A 19114-nucleotide genomic window follows, 5' to 3' on the forward strand; every position below is an offset into this window, starting at 1 on the left:
ATTATGCGACGCTGATCCCGATATTCGATACACCCGCTTCGATAATCTCTTTGCGTAAACCCTTCACTAATTCGGCAGTAATCTTAGGATTTTCTTCGATAATTTCCAGTAGGGTATTTTGTAGCGCGCGCTCTTCTTCCATCACTTCATGGGCGAAGACGTAGTCATCTAAGGCATCATCGGTTAAATCCACATCGCTGATGGTCTCGATATAGTTCGCCACGGTGCTTGAGGATAACTTGCTGATATTGGTGATATCTTCCTCAAGGTTGGTTTGAATCGCCCCAAGCAAAGTGGAAAGCGCAACCACGGCATCCATTGCTGGGTATACGCCATAGCTATCAAAATCGGCAGGATCTGGGGTGTTATCTTCTAAGCGTTGCAGATGCACATCGATGTTGAATTTCAGCTTATTGTCGTACTGGGATTGCCAAAGAAGCTCGAGCACAGTGCTTAATACCGCAGGATCACCAAACTCACAAACCTCTGAAAACAGTTGATAGTTAGGCAACATTCGTTGGCAAAGGGCAATGGCAAAGAGTTTTTTCTGTGGTAGTTCTAGCGCTTTTAAACGCTTAAAGAAGCCCGTTTTTTTGGTCATCTGTTATTTCCGCTGATAGCTGTGATAGCACTTGTTTTGCCGCCGATTCTACCTTAGTTAGCTCATCAAGTAACTCTAGTATTTCCGGTTCGAGATCTTCGACACGGGCATCACGTTTCAATGCCGATTCAATCTCTTGGCATAATCGCTGTGTGGTCGGCACCCCGCAATAGCAACTGGCGCCATGAAGTTTATGGATAGTGCTGAGCATCGTGGTTTGATCGTTTTGACTCAGTGCCGTCTCTATCGCCGAGACCGTTTGAGGTAACGATTCCAATAACATGCGTAGCATATCTAAGGCTAGGTCAGACTTATGGTTAGCTTGGGTTAAGCAAAGATCCCAGTTGAGGGTATGTAAATCAAAGTGAGTGAATTTGGGCCGAGTAATCCAGCGGTTAATCTCTGCTTTAAGTGCGGCTTCATCTATGGGTTTGGGCAAATAACCATCCATGCCACTACCTAAAATTAGCTCACGTTCCTCGGCAATTGCATGGGCGGTCACGGCAATAATCGGCGTATTGCGGTTCATCGACCCTTGGCGAATTTGCTTGGTCGCGCTGATGCCATCGGTGCCTGGCATCTGGATATCCATAAAGATAAGATCAAAAGTGCGAGTCTTCGCCTGTTTTACCGCTTCTTCACCGCTATTGACGGCGATAACGGTAGTGACTAGTTCGTTAAGCAGCGTATCAATCAGTTTTAAATTGGCGAAGTTATCGTCCACCGCTAATACGGTAAGCGATTGGCGCGCCGCTGGAACTGTAATACTTGCGGGTGGTAATAGGTCATATTCCATTGGTGGATAGAGCATATTACGCGCCAGTTGGTGCTCGCTTACTGGCAGAGACAATACCACGTCAGCATTGGGGCGAATAAACTGACTTAACATGTCTTGCTCTTGGCAGTCGAATAGCACGACTAAACAATCTGTTTTTGTCTTGGCTAGATTTAACGTACTCACCAATTGATTGGGATTGCTAAATCCATGGCAACTCAATAACACATAATCAAACGGATGCTCAGTCGTTGATAGGGTTGTCTGCAAACTAGGAATATGTTGATGATGAGTGACCTTAGTATCCCACTGTGTTAGTTGGCGACTAATCACTGAATGGGTGAGTACTCTGGGCTCATAAAAGAGCACGGTTTTATCTTTCAGTTTTTCAAGCGGTAGTGAATCACCAATTTGGAATTGACCAAGGCCTAATGGTAGGGTGAACCAGAAGTTAGAGCCCTTATCCACTGACGAGGTAAAGCCAATTTGGCCGCCCATTTGATTGACGAGGCGTTTGGTGATGACTAATCCAAGCCCTGTTCCGCCAAAGCGGCGGGAAATCGAGGAGTCCGCTTGACCAAAGGCTTGGAACAGGAAGTCTTGCTGACTTTCATCAATCCCAATCCCGGTATCGATAACATCACAGCGCAGTACCACTTGTTCATCGGTCTGCGCTTGTAATTCTAATTTAACCAGTACGCTGCCTGAGTCGGTAAACTTGATAGCATTGCCCACTAAATTATTGATAATTTGGCATACACGCATGGCATCGCCGTTAACGTTGTCGGGGACATTCGGCGCAATATCAACCACTAACTCAAGCCCTTTGGCCTGCGCACTGCCGGAGATTAAAGTGATTGTCTCACCTAGGGTTTCCCTTAAACCAAATGGCATGTTTTCTAACACCATTTTACCGGCTTCAAGTTTCGAGAAGTCGAGGATATCGTTGATAATCGCCAGTAGGTTAGTCGCGCTGCGCTCAATGGTATTAATGTAATCGACTTGGCTCGAGTGCAGCGGGGTTTTAACGAGCTGACGGGCAAAACCAATCACACCATTAAGCGGTGTTCGCAGTTCATGGGACATATTCGCCAAAAACTCTGACTTAATGCGGCTGGCTTCTAACGCGCGTTTTTTGGCTAAATCGAGCTCGACGTTTTGGATCTCAATCTGCTCTAAGGTTTCCCGCAGATCCGAGGTCGCCTGATCGATATTTTGCTGCATCTCATCGTGGTATTCCGATAACGATCCTGCCATGGCATTAATGCCGCGTTTTAGCAGATCCAGCTCGCCGATAAGATTGCCTTCGAGCCGCGCATCCAGTTTACCCTCACGGATTTTGGCGACCACCCGCACCATTTCGGTAATCGGCTGGGTGACGTTTTTAACCAGACGAAAGGTAAACAACAGGTTCAATTGCACCCCAATCAACACGATAATAAAGGCGGCCACGGCGGCTCTGTGTTGCTCTAGCAAGGCGCGTTCTTTATTGATAATGACCGAAATATAGCCGAGTAACTCGCCATTATCGGTTTGGATATCAAAATTTGCAGGCTCGCCACCCGTAGGCTGAGCGGTGGCAAAGATCGGTGTGCGTAGAATAAGGCTGTCGCCTACATGTTCAATTTCGGTTTTGTGAAGATTGGTTAGCGCCTCTTTGTAGCGCATGATCTCGAAATCTTTATGGTAGTGCGATGTAACAAAGAGTTGATTATGGATATCAAAAATCGCAATCGATTTAACCAGCGTGGATTTATTGAGTTGGGCTGCGGCAAGGAGTCTTTTCGTTGCTTCCCTATCATTACCGACCAGTCCCACTTCGCTGGCAATCGCTAAAGGCTCGATAATATTACTGCCCTGTTCAATCAGCGTATCTTCGAGTTCATAGAAGCGATTTATGGTAAAGTAGCTGCCCAGCAGAATACCGACTAAGATCGTCGGCGCAAGCGCAAGCACCAGAACCCAGGAACGTAAGCTGTATTTGGTCATGTTGTTGACAGGGTTCATAGCCGCAGCGCAGTTTCCTAAGTTCTAGGGACGATATAATTTTATAAGACTGCCAGAAAAAGGGCGGTCTTGACCAGTTTTTTATTGATTTAGAGGCCGAAATGGCACAATTTTTTAAAGCAAAACCAAATAGTTCCAAGCAATTGTCCGCGAAGCAATCCTTTAGCGTGCAACAGCTCGATCACCTTGGGGCAGGTATAGCACAACATCAGGGAAAAGTCGTATTTATCCCCGGCGCTTTGCCCAGTGAAATCGTGCAGGCGCAGCTGACCGAACAAAAGAAAAACTATGCCCGAGCCAAGCTGATTAAAGTCGAGACGCCAAGCGCTGAGCGAGTCACGCCGCTATGTCCACACTACCAAAGCTGTGGTGGCTGTGATTTGCAGCATATGTCATTAGCTGGCCAGCGTGAGCATAAGTCGGCGGCCTTGATTGATATTATGGCCAAATTTGCCGGCGCCGAAGGCAACTCAGTGCCCGCATTGACGGGCGAAGGTTGGCACTATCGCCGCCGCGCCCGACTTGCAACGTTATTTGATAAAAATACCAAGCAGTTAAGCCTTGGGTTTCGTGCATCGAGCAGCAACCAAGTGGTGCCTATTGATAGCTGTTTAGTCTTGGCTAAGCCCTTATCGGATTTAATCGCCCCGTTTGCTAAGTTACTTAATCAACTTGCGGCCAAATCGAGTCTTGGGCACTTAGAATTGATTGACGCCGACAATGGTCATTTTGCGGTAATTCGAATCACTAAATCCTTAAACGATAAGGACATGGTAAAGCTTGCGCAGTTTGCCGAGCAGCATCAAATCCATATTTGTTTGCAAGACAACGACGGTGAGTTCCATGGGGTGAATGGCTCGCTGTTATTGCCCGTCTATCAGCTGCTCGATGATAAAGCCGATGCAACGCCTGTGAGCTTAACCTTTACCCCTGGCAACTTTGTGCAAGTCAATTCGCAAATTAACAAGGCCATGGTGGCGCAGGCGTTAGACTGGTTAGCACCGCAGCCGGGTGAGCGTATTCTCGATCTCTTCTGCGGTATGGGGAACTTCAGTTTGCCTTTAGCTAAACTGGGCGCCGAAGTGATTGGGGTTGAAGGGGTACCAGAAATGGTCAGCCAAGCCCGTGAAAACGCGGCGGCAAATGGCTTAAGCAATTTAACCTTTTACCATGGCGACTTAAGTGCCGATTTATCCTGCGAGCCTTGGATGGGCAAGATTGATAAATTGCTACTCGATCCTGCGCGCGCGGGTGCATTTGAGAGTTTGCAATGGCTTAAGAAGATGAAGCCCCGCCAAGTGGTGTATGTGTCTTGTAATCCGGCGAGCTTAGCCCGCGACAGTGCGGTGTTGCTCGAACGTGGCTACAAGTTACAAAAGTTAGGCTTAATCGATATGTTCCCGCAGACACATCATATCGAAGCCATGGCGTTGTTTGAGCTTGCAAAATAAGGCTTGTATGTCGGGCAAGGTTTTCTCATTTGCCCGCGTTATTCGAGTGTAAAGTAAGCAAAGCGTTTGAATAACGTAAAAAATGTGAAGTTTCGTCTCGTTGGGTTTGACAAGTCCGTGCCAATGCTGAAGATAGGAGTGCCGAGGTGGTGCCACTTTTCTCTGAGCACGAATAAGGAAATAAATTAGATGGTCTCTGTTCGCGAAGCGCACTTTAATGATCCCGATTTTCATCTTGAAGAGTGGGTGGCTCGCTATGTTAGTCATGTCGAGGAGGCGCAAACCTTACTCGCCCTGATTGAGCAGGTCGATGCTTTACCCGCTAAGAGTCCTGCCGCGAAAAGAGAACTGCTCGAACGTGCCCGCGAGATGATTGAAATCCTCGCGCCTCTGAATATGGACATTGAGACGCTGCAAGCGGCCATCCTGTTTGTGGTGTTTGATGCCGGTTTATTAGACGAAGAAGCGATCAAAGAAAAGTTTGGTGAGCCGCTGGCGCGGTTAGTCGCCAGCGTGGTGACCATGGATGCCATTGGCGCGTTAAAAATCAATCCCAATAGCCGCTCAACCGAGCCGCAAATCGACAATATCCGCCGCATGTTGCTGGCGATGGTCGAAGACGTGCGCGCCGTGGTGATAAAACTGGCCGAGCGTGTTTGTTTGCTGCGCGCCGTGAAAAATGCCGACGAAGAAACCCGCGTCTTGCTGGCCCGTGAAATTGCCGATATCTATGCGCCGCTCGCTAACCGTTTGGGGATTGGTCAGTTAAAGTGGGAATTAGAAGATATTTCCTTCCGTTATCTGCATCCAGATACCTACAAGGACATTGCCAAACAGCTTGATGGTAAGCGGTTAGACCGCGAAGTCTATATCGAAAAATTTGTTGAACAGTTGCAACAACGCCTCGATGAGGATCATATCCGCGCTAAGGTGTATGGTCGTCCAAAACATATCTACAGCATCTGGCGCAAGATGAAGGGCAAACACCTCAAGTTTGATGAGTTGTTTGACGTGCGCGCCGTGCGGATTGTCACCGAACGTTTGCAGGACTGCTACGGCGCCTTAGGGGTGGTGCATACACTTTGGCACCATATCCCGCGCGAGTTCGACGATTACGTGGCCAACCCTAAACCTAACGGTTATCAATCCATCCATACGGTTGTGGTGGGGCCTGAGGGGAAAACCGTTGAAATTCAAATTCGTACCCAAGATATGCATGAAGATGCAGAGCTGGGGGTTGCCGCGCACTGGAAATACAAAGAGGGTAATCACTCCGGTAAGCAAAGCGGTTACGAAGAAAAAATCAATTGGCTGCGAAAAATTCTGCAATGGCAGGAGGACGTGGTCGAAAGCGGCAACTTGGTCGAAGAAGTCCGCAGCCAAGTGTTTGAAGATAGAGTCTATGTGTTTACCCCAAGCGGTGAAGTGGTCGACTTGCCACTTGGCTCAACCGTGCTCGACTTTGCCTATTATATTCACTCGCAGGTCGGCCATAAGTGTATCGGTGCTAAGGTCGATGGCCGCATCGTGCCGTTTACTTATCAGGTTGAAACGGGTGAGCGTATCGAGATCATCACCTCGAAGCACCCCAATCCTAAGCGTGATTGGCTCAATCCCAACTTAGGTTATATCCGCACATCGCGTGCGCGCTCGAAAATTCAGCATTGGTTTAAGCAGCAAGACCGCGATAAAAACATTATCGCCGGTAAAGAAATGCTCGAAGCCGAGCTGGCGCGACTGAGCCTTAAAATCAAAGATGCTGCCATCGCCGTTGAACGTTTTAATATGGCAAGTATGGACGACTTGCTTGCGGCAATCGGCGGCGGGGATGTGCGTTTACATCAGGTCGTTAACCATATTCAAAGTAAGTTGCGCCTCGATGAGGCGAGCGAAGAAGATGCGGTTGAAGAATTAGTTAAGAAGAGCCAACCCAAATCTGGTACCAACAGCCGTGGGCAGGTGGAAGTGAATGGCGTGGGTAACTTACTCAGCCATATCGCCCGTTGCTGCCAGCCCGTGCCTGGGGATGAAATTTTAGGTTTTATCACCAAAGGGCGTGGTATTTCGGTGCATCGCTCCGACTGTGAGCAGGTGAAAGAGTTGATGCGCGTTCACCCAGAGCGTGGCGTCGATGTGGTTTGGGGCGAAAATTACTCTGGTGGTTATCGTATGCGCTTGCGCGTCTTAGCCCATGACCGCAGTGGCTTATTGCGGGATCTCACCTCGGTACTTGCCGCCGAAAAATCCAATGTGCTCGCCATGAGCTCCTCATCGGATATTAAGAATCAGACGGCAGCCATCGAGCTGGAATTAGAGCTATACAACCTCGATGGCTTATCGCGGGTGTTATCTAAGCTCTCACAAGTCGATAGCGTGATAGAAGCGCGCAGATTGTAATTCTCGACTCCATTGGTTATCGGTTGTAAAAGGCGGTAGGGCATAAAGCGCTACCGCTTTTTTGTATTTGGGAGTTTGTAGGGAAAAGCGTTAAAATAGGAGTGCTAATACCTATACGGCTAAATCACTTATTTGGTCAATTGAAAGCTGCGGAAGATTGATGGATGAGCCATGGCACTTGCTCCCCGACGCGCAGCAAGTCCGTCCTTGGATGCTCGACCGCCCCGTCCATGGGGCGGACGGTCGTCTCGCTAATCTCCATGGCTCACCTTTTTAGTATTGGCGTAATCTGTCGGTTTGAAAGAAGGTACTTGTCTCGTTTTGGGACAAAAGCTTGCTAGATTATTCCCCCTTCTTAGCCTGATTTGGATTAGCTCTTCTAATAGCAATGCTTCGTTTGGCAACAAACCAACCAACACTCAATATCTCCAGTCTAAATACGGATAATAGGGGCATGGTAGGGATTTTAGCGGCTCGCGTGAATCAGTCTGGTGTAGAGTGATTCATGAGCTCACTTTGGGATATAAATGAGTTATCTCAATAACTCTAACTCGTTAAATTCGGATTAAAATATCTATGGATTTATCTTTTGCAAAATAGTAAGAGCCGCAACGAGGCCAAGTGAGCTATAGCAGACGGTTGGGCAACTTATATTAGATGCACTATTGCTTCATAGGTCCAACATCCATTCCATCGTAGCTATCCAAAGCATACTTATTTGCAAAGATGTATAGTTCATCGTTTCTTTTATCTAGTGTCTTAGGTGAATGAATTTCAACCTTTTCTACATGTAACCAATAGATATCTGGCTCATTAGGATCATCTTTATCAGACAAGTATATATCTACGTATTTATATCCTTGTTTTATTAATTCTTCGGCTGCTTGCTCTAATTTCTGTGGCTCGTGATGTGTAAAGAAATACCCCCAGAGCATGGGGCCAGATATATTCCATGATGTTTCATTTTTTATGTTCTGGAACATTTCGTTTAAGGAATCAAGTGTTATTTTTTTCCCAGGGATATCTCTCATATCTGCCCCATATGCATATGAATTGGCAATTATCAAACCTAGTAGGAATGTTCTAATATTCATTTTTCTTCTAACATTTTATCTGTGCGCATGCGCGATAATGGTTAACGTTGTTGGACCAACACAGTTAACTATCTGTATTGTAATGAACTTATCAGCTTCCGATTAAATAAATAGATCGAGCCACCCATTTTGAATCAACAACATAATGCACTTTCCGTTTACCTACAACTTGTAAAAGTTAATATTGTTCAAAAAAGAACCATCAAAAGTCACAGGGATAGCATCTGAGGTAATAAATTGAGCTAATTCCTTCAAAAATAGTGTATTTCAGACGAGGTAAGTCATCCCATAGTGCTTGGGAAGTTTTAGGCAATGATTGTTGTCGAAGGGATATAAGCAGTTGTCAGTCACTGTAAAAGTGCTGGCAGCTTGCGACAAAGTGCCGTCGTCGCTTTTCTAAGTGTTCGCAGTAATGAGTCAGTTCTTGTAATGTGCCTACTGGACCATGAAATAGCTTACCAAACTCGGTAGTCAATTTGAGCCAATTGTCATGGGGGATATTTAATCTGGTCAGTAACTTACCACTATTTTCACTAATGCTTCCACGTTTATCATTGCGAATGATTCGGCCTGTATCTTCCACCAATTGAAGGTAATCGGTTAAGGAAAACGCAATGCCATTGGGTTGGTTGTCACACTCGTTACCAATAAACGGTAATAGATTACTCGGCTGCTCACCTTTTAATGCGGCCCGAATACGTAGTTGGATACTGGTATGGTCGGATTGTTCTAGTGTATCAGCAAGTTGCGCTCGAATCGGATTCAAATCAACATAGGTCATACAGGCTAATACCGCAGCTTCATCGAGTAGGGCTTGCGATTTAAATCGCCCCTCCCAGAAACGACCTGTACAGTTATCCTCTTGATTTGCTTGCCTTGCTATTGGTTCGTTAAGGCAGCGCATAAACCATGAGATATCACACAAACGACTACGATAAAGGGCGATTGAGTGCTTTAATCGGTTGACCTGATGGGCTTCGACTAACTCACCTTTAGCGAATTTTTGCGTTAACTCATCGCCTTTAAACAACTTATGCCACTGCTCAAGCACTTCGCGGTCAGTCCAACGATTTGCCGTCTCGATATCGACTCGCAACACCAGATGCAGATGATTAGACATCACGGCAAAGGCTGCGATATCAATAGCAAAAACAGCTTCAAGTTCAAACATTAGCGATTCTACCCAACCTCGACGATGGTCATAATTTTTACCCGAGTAACTGTCATCACCACATAAAAATGCCCGCCGCACCACGCGGCTACAGCAATGGTAATAGGGCGTGTCTTCAAGACTTATCTGAGTTCTGCGAGGGCGCGGCATATAAACCTCCTTGTTCAATGCTTAACCAAAGCATAGTCGGAGGTTAGCTACCTCGCTATTAAGGTTGGGTGTCCATGTTTTGTTCCCCAGATAGATAATATGAGCCACCAAATTGCTCGAATGAATAGCGACCATGAGAAAAGTACTTCGAGTATTTCTTTAGTAATGGGATAAGTGGAGTTCCTGTTGATGTGAGAAAATTCGTCTCAACCGCGCTCTGGGTTTCTGGCTTTAACTGCGTAAAGATTGCGTACAAGTCGTGACCTCGAACGGCTGACTCAGTATTTACAGCCTTCAGGAGTCCGTCGGGCGTGACTTCTGAAAATTTAACTAAGCCCTCTGATGCTTTTAGGCTTAGCTCACAACTGAAGGCGTAATTTACTATCAGCGGGTACACGTAACGTTCAAGTTCAGCGGTGTCATCATTCCAAATGTGCTCTGCAGCATTAAAAAATTGTTCAGCTGCCATCCATATATGACCATTTGGCTTTGTTCTCATGCAGATGCCTCCGATGCATCACGTCTTAGTATTTATACGCTGTGCTGTTTGCTGCACATAAATCGCTTGCTGGACTTGGCCGCTGCCACATCCATGTCAATTGGTACAAATGATGCTATAGGGATTTGCTTTTTTGCGATAGAAGTTTTTTATACGGTTTGATGGGTAATTACTTGATATCATTTTAGCTTTCTTATTGTGTTATGCTAACGATTGATTAATTATTGACTTTAAATCACTGCATTTAGAATAACACTCGTACCATATTTTTTCATTGGTTAGGAGGTGATAAAGGATCAGGCTAAAACTCTGTAGCATTACTTAAATTGGGTCAATGTTCTTCTGTTGGAGTTAGCTAGATGCCAATTTGCCAACGCACAATGGGGCATATCCTCTTCGTTAAAACCTAATACCAGACTCAAAATAGCACTTTGAGCTTGGCTACTTTATCATTAGCGCCTTATTGCCCTTATTACAGCCTTCGTTGCGACTTAGCTTGAGTGTATTCCTGTTTACGCATCCTGCACCTGTGTCGACTCTCTTGAAAGGATATCAGCATGACCTCCCATACCACGCCTTCTATTTCTGAGCTTTCAGCAACAGCATTTTCTGCAACCGATGTTGCGCCGCTACTGAAGATTATGGAGAAGCTGCGCGATCCGCAAACGGGTTGTCCTTGGGATAAGGCGCAGACTTTTCAAACCATAGTGCCTTTTACCCTCGAAGAGGCCTATGAGGTGGCTGACACGATTGAACGTTTAGCCCTAGACGAATTGCCCGATGAGCTGGGGGATTTATTATTCCAAGTAGTGTTTTATTGCCAGCTTGGTAAAGAGCAGGGCAGGTTTGATTTCAGCACCGTCGTTAATAAAATCACCGACAAACTGACCCGCCGTCATCCCCATGTGTTTGGTAATGAAGTGTTTGAGGCCGATGCCAGTAGTCAGCAAATGAAAGCCAATTGGGAAGCGATCAAAGCCAGCGAGCGTGAACAAAAGGCATTGGCGGCTGGGGTGACTTCACCAAGCGAAGTTTCTGTGCTTGATGATATTCCGCGTGCGCAGCCGGCGTTATCCCGTTCTATCAAAATTCAGCAGCGGGTCGCTCGTGTCGGGTTCGATTGGCCTGAGCTTGAGCCCGTTGTCGCAAAAATCCATGAAGAAATTGATGAAGTGCTGGCGGAAGTGAATCAGCCAACGCTCGACCAAGCCAAAGTGCAGGCCGAAATGGGCGACTTATTATTTGCAGTGGTGAATTTGGCGCGTCATTTAAAGGTGGACCCAGAACAAGCGCTGCGACAAGCCAATGTTAAATTTGAACGCCGTTTTAAAGGTGTTGAGGCATTTGCAAGGCAAAATAATAAAGCATTAGAAGAACATAGCTTAGAAGAGTTAGATGCCTACTGGGATAAGGTTAAACAGGGCGAGCCAAGATAAAGGGCAAATTATCCGGATTGGTGTTTGTCGAATGGCAACACCTTTGGTATACTACTGCCCCGTCCTAGTGCTTTCTTACAAGCACGTATTTTCAAACTCATTTTCTCAGGTTCAGCATGACTACAAGGTATATCTTCGTTACTGGTGGTGTGGTTTCATCACTAGGTAAAGGCATTGCAGCCGCTTCATTAGCCGCAATTTTAGAGGCCCGTGGTCTCAATGTAACCATCATGAAACTGGACCCATACATTAACGTTGATCCAGGTACCATGAGCCCAACGCAACATGGTGAAGTGTTTGTGACTGAGGACGGCGCAGAAACAGACCTTGACCTTGGCCACTATGAGCGTTTCATCCGCACTAAGATGAACCGTCGTAACAACTTCACCACTGGCCGTATTTACGAAGAAGTATTACGTAAAGAACGTCGCGGTGACTATTTAGGTGCGACAATTCAGGTGATCCCGCACATCACTAACGCGATCAAAGAAAAAGTATTAGCTGGTGGCGAAGGTCACGATGTGGCAATCGTTGAAATCGGCGGTACTGTGGGTGATATCGAATCACTGCCATTCCTTGAGTCTATTCGCCAATTAGGCGTTGAACTGGGCCGCGATCGTACCCTGTTTATGCATTTAACCTTAGTGCCATTCTTAGGCGCTGCGGGCGAAGTGAAAACGAAACCGACTCAACACTCTGTAAAAGAGTTGCGTTCTATCGGTATTGCACCAGACGTATTGATCTGCCGTGGCGACCGTGCGATTCCTGCCAACGAGCGTGCGAAGATTTCGTTATTCTGTAACGTTGAAGAACGTGCAGTTATTTCATTAAAAGACGTCGACAGCATCTACAAGATCCCTGCGCTGCTGCGCTCGCAGGGTTTAGATGACTTAGTGGTTAAGCGTTTTGGTTTAGAATGCCGCGAAGCTGACTTGTCTGAGTGGGAAAACGTCATTTACCAAGAAGCCAATCCAAACGGCGAAGTCGTGATTGGTATGGTGGGTAAATACATCGAACTGCCAGACGCCTATAAATCAGTCAACGAAGCGTTAAAACACGCAGGCCTGAAAAACCGCGTATCTGTGACTATCAAGTATATCGACTCACAAACCGTTGAAGCCAAAGGCGATGAAGTCTTACAAGGTTTAGACGGTATCTTAGTCCCAGGGGGCTTCGGTGAGCGCGGTGTGGAAGGTAAGATTCAGGCGGCTAAATATGCCCGTGAAAACGAGCTGCCGTACTTTGGTATCTGTTTAGGTATGCAAGTGGCGCTGATTGAATTTGCCCGTAACGTTGCTGGCATGGCCGATGCACACTCAACCGAATTCAATAAAGCAACGCCATTCCCAGTGGTTGGTTTAATCACTGAATGGGTTGATGAAGAAGGTAACGTTGAACAACGCCATGAGGCCTCTGATTTAGGTGGCACTATGCGTTTAGGTGCGCAGTTATGTCACCTGCTTGAAGGTTCAAAAGCGGCGCAAGCGTACAAAGGTAACACTTGTGTTGAGCGTCACCGTCACCGTTACGAAGTGAACAACAAGTACAGAGAACGTTTAGAGCAAGCGGGTCTGGTATTTAGTGGTTTATCTTCTGACCGTAAACTGGTTGAGATGATTGAGCTGAAAGATCATCCTTGGTTTGTTGCGGGTCAATTCCACCCAGAATTCACTTCGACCCCTCGCGATGGTCATCCATTGTTCGAAGGTTTCGTTGCTGCCGCAAGTGCACATCAAAAACGTGATCTGAAGAAATAAATTTTAAGGCCGGACCCGCGACAGTGGGCCCGGCCTTTTGTTACACTCAGGCCGCGTAATCATGAGTCAAAACTCATACCCATGTGTATAAACGACATGCGTATAGACGGAAATAGTAAACGGAATTTAAAGATTTTGGTCGTACTCTACATCTGTTAATTCCCATTGGTATTGGTTTTTTCTTTTCTCTTTTAAACTTAAATCGAGGGTAATATGGCTAAGATTATTAACGTGATTGGTCGCGAGATCATGGATTCTCGTGGTAACCCAACAGTTGAAGCCGAAGTGCATTTAGAAGGTGGTTTTATCGGTATGGCGGCTGCGCCATCTGGTGCTTCTACCGGTAGCCGCGAAGCGCTGGAACTGCGTGATGGCGACAAGAGCCGTTACTTAGGTAAAGGTGTATTAACTGCTGTGGCTAACGTAAACGGCCCTATCCGTGCAGCATTAATCGGTAAAGATGCAACAGCACAAGCAGAACTCGATCAAATCATGATCGACTTAGACGGCACTGAAAACAAAGACAAGTTAGGCGCTAACGCGATTCTAGCTGTGTCTTTAGCGGCGGCTAAAGCGGCTGCTGCATTCAAAGGCATGCCTCTATACGCTCACATCGCTGAATTAAACGGCACACCTGGCCAATACGCTATGCCAGTGCCTATGATGAACATCCTTAACGGTGGCGAGCACGCGGATAACAACGTTGATATCCAAGAATTCATGGTTCAACCTGTTGGCGCGAAAAACTTCCGCGAAGCTTTACGTATGGGCGCTGAGATTTTCCACACCCTGAAAAAAGTACTGCACGGTAAAGGTTTAAGCACTTCTGTGGGTGACGAAGGTGGTTTCGCACCTAACCTGTCTTCTAACGCTGATGCATTAGCGGTAATCAAAGAAGCTGTTGAATTAGCAGGTTACAAGCTGGGTACTGACGTGACTCTGGCATTAGACTGCGCGGCTTCTGAGTTCTACAAAGACGGTAAATATGATCTGTCTGGCGAAGGCAAAGTATTCGATTCAAACGGTTTCTCTGACTTCCTGAAGTCACTGACTGAACAATATCCAATCGTCTCTATTGAAGACGGTTTGGACGAGTCAGATTGGGATGGTTGGGCATACCAAACTAAGATCATGGGCGACAAGATCCAATTAGTGGGCGACGATTTATTCGTAACTAACACTAAGATCTTAACCCGTGGTATCGAGAACGGCATCGCTAACTCAATCCTGATCAAGTTCAACCAAATCGGTTCATTAACTGAAACCTTAGCGGCTATCCGTATGGCAAAAGCAGCGGGTTACACTGCGGTGATTTCACACCGTAGCGGTGAAACTGAAGACGCTACTATCGCTGATTTAACGGTAGGTACTGCGGCTGGCCAAATCAAGACGGGTTCACTGTGCCGTTCTGACCGTGTTGCTAAATACAACCAATTGCTGCGTATCGAAGAGCAATTAGGTGAAAAAGCGCCATATCGCGGTTTGAAAGAAATCAAAGGTCAGGCGTAATTTAGTCGTCTGATGTAAAAAGGCCACCACTTGGTGGCCTTTTTTGTTGTACTATCTGCAGTATATTTTTTTAATTCAAGATACTGACGCTAATTCCTCCATGAAATTCTTTGTCATTGCACTCATAGTGCTTCTCGGTTTGCTGCAATATCGGCTGTGGTCGGGCGATAACAGCCTGCCCGAATACTTTGTTCTGCAAAAACAGATCGCGGCTCAGCAAGAAGGTAATGCAAAACTCAATGAGCGTAATCAGGTGCTTAAAGAGGAAATTATCGACCTTAAGAGTGGTACCGAAGCGATTGAAGAGCGGGCGCGTAACGAGCTAGGCATGGTGAAAGAAGGTGAAACCTTCTATCGCGTGGTGGGCGGTGACCGTTCAGTATCGAGTCCCTCGCAGTAACGGAGCGCCTATGGATACCGTATTAGAAGCCGCGCCGCAGGTCGAAACCCAAGTTGCAGTTCAAATTGATCCTTTCTCGCACCATGTGGTCGCGATTGTGCCCGCCGCGGGGATTGGCAGTCGCATGGGCGCGGGCAAACCCAAGCAATATTTAACCTTGCTGGGGCAAAGCATTCTGGCCCATACCTTAGACAAGTTATTGTCCCATCCGCAAATTAACCAAGTGATTGTGGCACTGCATCCTGAGGATACCGAGTTTGCTGTGTTACCGCAGGCTAAGCATCCCAAGCTGGTGACTGTCATTGGCGGCTCTGAGCGCGCCGACTCGGTATTGGCGGCACTCGATAAGGCGCCTGATAATGGTTGGGCTTTAGTACACGATGCGGCCAGACCCTGCCTGATGGCGGGGGACATAGATAAATTGCTGGCATCGCGGGTGCACTTTCCCCAGGGGGCGATTTTGGCCATGCCTGTGCGGGATACCATGAAGCGCGCCAATAGCTTAGGTGAAATTAGCTCGACCGTTTGCCGCGATAATCTCTGGCATGCGTTGACGCCGCAGTTATTTCCAACCTCCTTGTTGCGATTACATTTAAAAGCCGCGCTTGCCGCGGGGGCTGTCGTGACCGATGAGGCTTCGGCGATGGAGTGGGCGGGTATTTCCCCTGGTTTGGTCGCTGGGCGGGCGGATAACATTAAAGTCACCCATCCCGATGATTTGGAGTTGGCAGAGCTCTTTTTACTGCGCGCGAATGCTTGAATGCAAGCTGAGTGAATTGCGCAATTTATTAAATACGTTAGGAATTAAGTAATGAAAATCCGAATCGGCCATGGTTTTGATGTCCATAAATTTGGTGAACCACGCCCGTTAATTTTATGTGGGGTCGAAGTCCCCTACGAAACCGGGCTGGTGGCTCATTCCGATGGCGATGTGGTGCTGCATGCCATCTCCGATGCCATTTTAGGGGCGATGGCCTTGGGGGATATTGGTAAACATTTCCCCGATACCGATGCCGCCTATAAGGGCGCCGATAGTCGCGTCTTGCTGCGCCATTGCTATGCGTTAGCGCGGGCGAAGGGATTTGAGCTGGGTAATCTGGATGTCACTATCATTGCCCAAGCGCCTAAGATGGCGCCGCATATCGAGGATATGCGCCACGTGTTGGCAGCCGATCTTAATGCTGACATTGCCGATATCAACGTTAAGGCGACCACTACCGAAAAACTCGGATTTACCGGCCGTAAAGAAGGCATTGCGGTCGAAGCCGTCGTATTACTCAGTCGCCAATAGCCTGCAACTTTAAGAGATAAGAAAGACCCATGAGCGAACTACATTACCTGTACGGCAAACCGACGGGCACCGCAGATTTAAGAACTGTTAACAGCGACTTTATCGTGAAAGAGATTTTGCCTTTTAGCCCGTCGGGCGAGGGCGAGCATCATTTAGTCCACATTCGTAAGGATGGGCTGAATACGGTGCAAGTGGCTGAAATGCTGGCGAAGTTCGCTAAGGTTCATCCCAAAGAAGTGACCTATGCCGGACAAAAAGATAAAAATGCCATCACAGAGCAGTGGTTTGGTATTCGTATCCCAGGTAAAGAAACACCAGCGTGGAGCGAGCTAAACAGCGAGCGCTTAACTGTTTTATCCAGCAGTCGTCACAGCAAAAAACTACGTATTGGCGCGCTCTTGGGCAACCGTTTTATTCTTACCCTGCGCAATGTCACAAACGTGGAAGACATTATCAGCCGCATCGAAAAAGTCAGCCAGATTGGTGTGCCTAATTATTTTGGTGAGCAGCGTTTCGGTCACGATGGTAAAAACCTAGTGATGGGACGGCAAATGCTGGCGGGCAAAAAGGTGAAAGACCGTAATAAGCGCAGCATGTATCTGTCTGCGGTGCGCTCCAATCTGTTCAATACCGTCGTCTCCTATCGTTTAGCGAATCATGGTACTAAACCCTTAGCGGGGGATTGCGTGATGCTGGCGGGCAGTAAGAGCTTTTTCGTTACGCCAGAATGGGACTTAGTTGTATTAAAACGCTTGATTGAGAAAGATATTCAGCTTTCTGCCCCACTTTGGGGACGCGGAAAAATGCTGCCGCAGGGCGAAGCCGCCGAGGTTGAAACCCTTGCAATGGCAGAGCTGAGCGAAGATTGCTACGGCCTTGAGCACGCGGGGCTTGAGCAGGAGCGTCGTCCATTGCTGCTCGAACCTCAAGGTCTTAAATACGAGCAAACTACGGATGGATTAGTGCTCGAATTTATCTTACCTGCGGGCAGCTTTGCGACATCGCTGTTAAGAGAGCTAGTTGATTATCAAGATGTGAAAGAGCTGCAATGGCAAGCGACGGTCTCGCCTGAGGCGAATACTGCAACAGAGAGTCAGACGGCAGAGCTTGATACACCAGAAACCAGTGCGCCAGAGTCTGATGAGTCCGCTTCATGATCCGCATCTTAGTCAGTAATGATGATGGTGTGAATGCGCCGGGGATCAGAGCCTTAACCGAGGCGCTCGCCGAAATCGCCACTGTGATGACGGTCGCACCTGATCGTAATTGTTCCGGTGCAAGTAACTCTTTAACCTTGACTAATCCATTAAGAATTAATAGGTTAGATAATGGTTATGTTTCTGTGTACGGTACACCAACAGATTGCGTCCACTTAGCCATACGGGAGCTCTGTGATGGTGAGCCGGATATGGTGGTATCGGGCATCAATGCTGGCGCGAATATGGGGGATGATACTTTATATTCGGGCACGGTCGCGGCGGCAATGGAAGGGCGTTTTTTAGGCTTCCCCGCAGTAGCGATTTCGCTTAATGGCAAAGCCTTTAAGCATTATCACACTGCCGCCGTTTACGCGCGGCGAATCGTGCAGGGGCTATTAGTGCACCCGATTGCCAGTGATCAGATCCTCAATATCAATGTGCCGGATTTACCGTTGGATGAGATTAAAGGCATAAGAGTGACGCGCCTTGGAGCGCGGCATAAAGCTGAAGGCATTGTGCGTACGCAAGATCCCGCAGGACGAGAAATTTTTTGGCTCGGCCCACCGGGTGTTGAACAAGATGCGAGTGAAGGTACCGATTTCCATGCTATTGCTCATGGTTATGTGTCGATCACTCCGTTAACCGTAGACTTGACCGCGTATAAACAATTATCGATATTGCAAAATTGGGTAGATAAAATATGACTCGAGTTGCCTTAACATCGGCGGTGAATTTAGCGAAAAAGCTTCAGGATGCGGGGATCCGTAATCCAGCCGTGCTTAAGGCAATATCCTATACCCCACGCGAATTGTTTCTTGATAATGCGTTAGCCCATAAAGCCTATGAGAATACAGCCTTACCTATTGGCCAAGGGCAAACCATTTCTCAGCCTTATATCGTGGCGCGAATGACTGAGTTACTGCTTCAACATAAACCCCATAAGGTGCTTGAGGTGGGAACGGGCTCAGGTTATCAAGCGGCGATTCTCGCCCAATTAGTACCAGAGCTTTGCACTGTGGAACGTATAAAGACGTTACAAATCCAAGCAAGGCAAAGATTAAAGCGGCTCGATCTGCATAATGTTTCCTTTAAGTATGGCGATGGTTGGCAGGGCTGGCAGAATCGTAGTCCCTATAATGGCATTATGGTCACCGCAGCTGCCGCAAAGGTTCCTGAAGCGTTATTATCCCAGTTAGCCGAAGGCGGTGTATTAATTATCCCCGTGGGTGAAGAAACGCAGCAATTGATGCGGATTACGCGTCACTTGGATAGTTTTAGTTCTGAAGTGATAGAGACAGTCAAATTTGTTCCTTTAGTAAATGGTGAGCTTGCATAGCGCGTTTATCGATTTATAAATTACTAAAACAGTAAGATAGC

Annotated in this window: 16 protein-coding genes; 11 read left to right on the forward strand and 5 right to left on the reverse strand. The window is 47.2% G+C overall.

Features of this window, described 5'->3' with window-relative positions; genetic code table 11:
* Position 1 precedes the first annotated feature (1 nt).
* Together CEQ32_RS21860 and barA are read right to left on the reverse strand one after the other, a co-directional pair.
* Positions 2 to 601 carry a YjaG family protein gene (locus tag CEQ32_RS21860; protein ID WP_088586864.1) on the reverse strand — a complete coding sequence of 200 codons (600 nt, stop codon included), beginning with the start codon at positions 599 to 601 and terminating at the stop codon, positions 2 to 4.
* Positions 576 to 3383: a two-component sensor histidine kinase BarA gene (gene barA, locus CEQ32_RS21865; protein ID WP_088586865.1), complete on the reverse strand. Its 2808-nt coding sequence runs from the start codon at positions 3381 to 3383 to the stop codon at positions 576 to 578. The genes CEQ32_RS21860 and barA overlap by 26 nt, the downstream gene beginning before the upstream one ends.
* Before the next feature lie 101 nt (positions 3384 to 3484).
* On the opposite strand from barA, the gene rlmD reads away from it, so the two are divergent.
* Positions 3485 to 4834 carry a 23S rRNA (uracil(1939)-C(5))-methyltransferase RlmD gene (gene rlmD / locus CEQ32_RS21870; RefSeq protein WP_088586866.1) on the forward strand — a complete coding sequence of 450 codons (1350 nt, stop codon included), beginning with the start codon at positions 3485 to 3487 and terminating at the stop codon, positions 4832 to 4834.
* Between the two features lie 189 nt (positions 4835 to 5023).
* Positions 5024 to 7231 carry a GTP diphosphokinase gene (gene relA / locus CEQ32_RS21875; RefSeq protein WP_088586867.1) on the forward strand — a complete coding sequence of 736 codons (2208 nt, stop codon included), beginning with the start codon at positions 5024 to 5026 and terminating at the stop codon, positions 7229 to 7231.
* Positions 7232 to 7893: 662 nt separating this feature from the next.
* Here relA and CEQ32_RS21880 read toward each other — a convergent pair.
* The 3 genes from CEQ32_RS21880 to CEQ32_RS21890 all read right to left on the reverse strand — a co-directional run bounded on the left by CEQ32_RS21880 (position 7894) and on the right by CEQ32_RS21890 (position 10145).
* The gene (locus tag CEQ32_RS21880) at positions 7894 to 8262 is read right to left on the reverse strand and encodes a ribonuclease E inhibitor RraB (protein ID WP_037421185.1); all 369 of its coding nucleotides are present in this window, start codon (positions 8260 to 8262) and stop codon (positions 7894 to 7896) included.
* A 406-nt stretch (positions 8263 to 8668) separates the two neighbouring features.
* Entirely contained in the window at positions 8669 to 9646 is a 978-nt protein-coding gene (locus CEQ32_RS21885) for a transposase (RefSeq protein ID WP_088586145.1), read from the reverse strand.
* Positions 9647 to 9704: 58 nt separating this feature from the next.
* The gene (locus CEQ32_RS21890) at positions 9705 to 10145 is read right to left on the reverse strand and encodes a hypothetical protein (RefSeq protein WP_088586868.1); all 441 of its coding nucleotides are present in this window, start codon (positions 10143 to 10145) and stop codon (positions 9705 to 9707) included.
* Between the two features lie 557 nt (positions 10146 to 10702).
* On the opposite strand from CEQ32_RS21890, the gene mazG reads away from it, so the two are divergent.
* The 9 genes from mazG to CEQ32_RS21935 all read left to right on the forward strand — a co-directional run bounded on the left by mazG (position 10703) and on the right by CEQ32_RS21935 (position 19073).
* Entirely contained in the window at positions 10703 to 11581 is an 879-nt protein-coding gene (gene mazG / locus CEQ32_RS21895; RefSeq protein ID WP_088586869.1) for a nucleoside triphosphate pyrophosphohydrolase, read from the forward strand.
* A gap of 116 nt (positions 11582 to 11697) precedes the next feature.
* On the forward strand, positions 11698 to 13338 hold the full coding sequence (locus tag CEQ32_RS21900) for a CTP synthase (RefSeq protein WP_088586870.1): 1641 nt from the start codon (positions 11698 to 11700) through the stop codon (positions 13336 to 13338).
* 213 nt (positions 13339 to 13551) lie between these two features.
* Positions 13552 to 14847: a phosphopyruvate hydratase gene (gene eno / locus CEQ32_RS21905; RefSeq protein WP_088586871.1), complete on the forward strand. Its 1296-nt coding sequence runs from the start codon at positions 13552 to 13554 to the stop codon at positions 14845 to 14847.
* A gap of 100 nt (positions 14848 to 14947) precedes the next feature.
* A complete protein-coding gene (gene ftsB / locus CEQ32_RS21910; RefSeq protein ID WP_011625569.1) occupies positions 14948 to 15247 on the forward strand; it encodes a cell division protein FtsB in 300 nt (99 codons plus the stop codon).
* Positions 15248 to 15257: 10 nt separating this feature from the next.
* Positions 15258 to 16007 (forward strand): 2-C-methyl-D-erythritol 4-phosphate cytidylyltransferase, encoded by a 750-nt coding sequence (gene ispD, locus CEQ32_RS21915; RefSeq protein ID WP_088586872.1) that lies wholly within the window; start codon positions 15258 to 15260, stop codon positions 16005 to 16007.
* 51 nt (positions 16008 to 16058) lie between these two features.
* The gene (gene ispF / locus CEQ32_RS21920) at positions 16059 to 16538 is read left to right on the forward strand and encodes a 2-C-methyl-D-erythritol 2,4-cyclodiphosphate synthase (RefSeq protein WP_037421163.1); all 480 of its coding nucleotides are present in this window, start codon (positions 16059 to 16061) and stop codon (positions 16536 to 16538) included.
* 29 nt (positions 16539 to 16567) lie between these two features.
* Complete coding sequence (truD, locus tag CEQ32_RS21925; RefSeq protein ID WP_088586873.1) at positions 16568 to 17695, forward strand: tRNA pseudouridine(13) synthase TruD; 1128 nt, start codon at positions 16568 to 16570, stop codon at positions 17693 to 17695.
* Complete coding sequence (gene surE, locus CEQ32_RS21930; RefSeq protein WP_088586874.1) at positions 17692 to 18441, forward strand: 5'/3'-nucleotidase SurE; 750 nt, start codon at positions 17692 to 17694, stop codon at positions 18439 to 18441. The genes truD and surE overlap by 4 nt, the downstream gene beginning before the upstream one ends.
* Positions 18438 to 19073: a protein-L-isoaspartate(D-aspartate) O-methyltransferase gene (locus CEQ32_RS21935; protein ID WP_055648575.1), complete on the forward strand. Its 636-nt coding sequence runs from the start codon at positions 18438 to 18440 to the stop codon at positions 19071 to 19073. Before surE ends, CEQ32_RS21935 begins: the two co-directional genes overlap by 4 nt.
* Positions 19074 to 19114 lie beyond the last annotated feature (41 nt).

Source organism: Shewanella sp. FDAARGOS_354, from assembly GCF_002209245.2.
GTDB classification, from domain to species: domain Bacteria; phylum Pseudomonadota; class Gammaproteobacteria; order Enterobacterales; family Shewanellaceae; genus Shewanella; species Shewanella xiamenensis.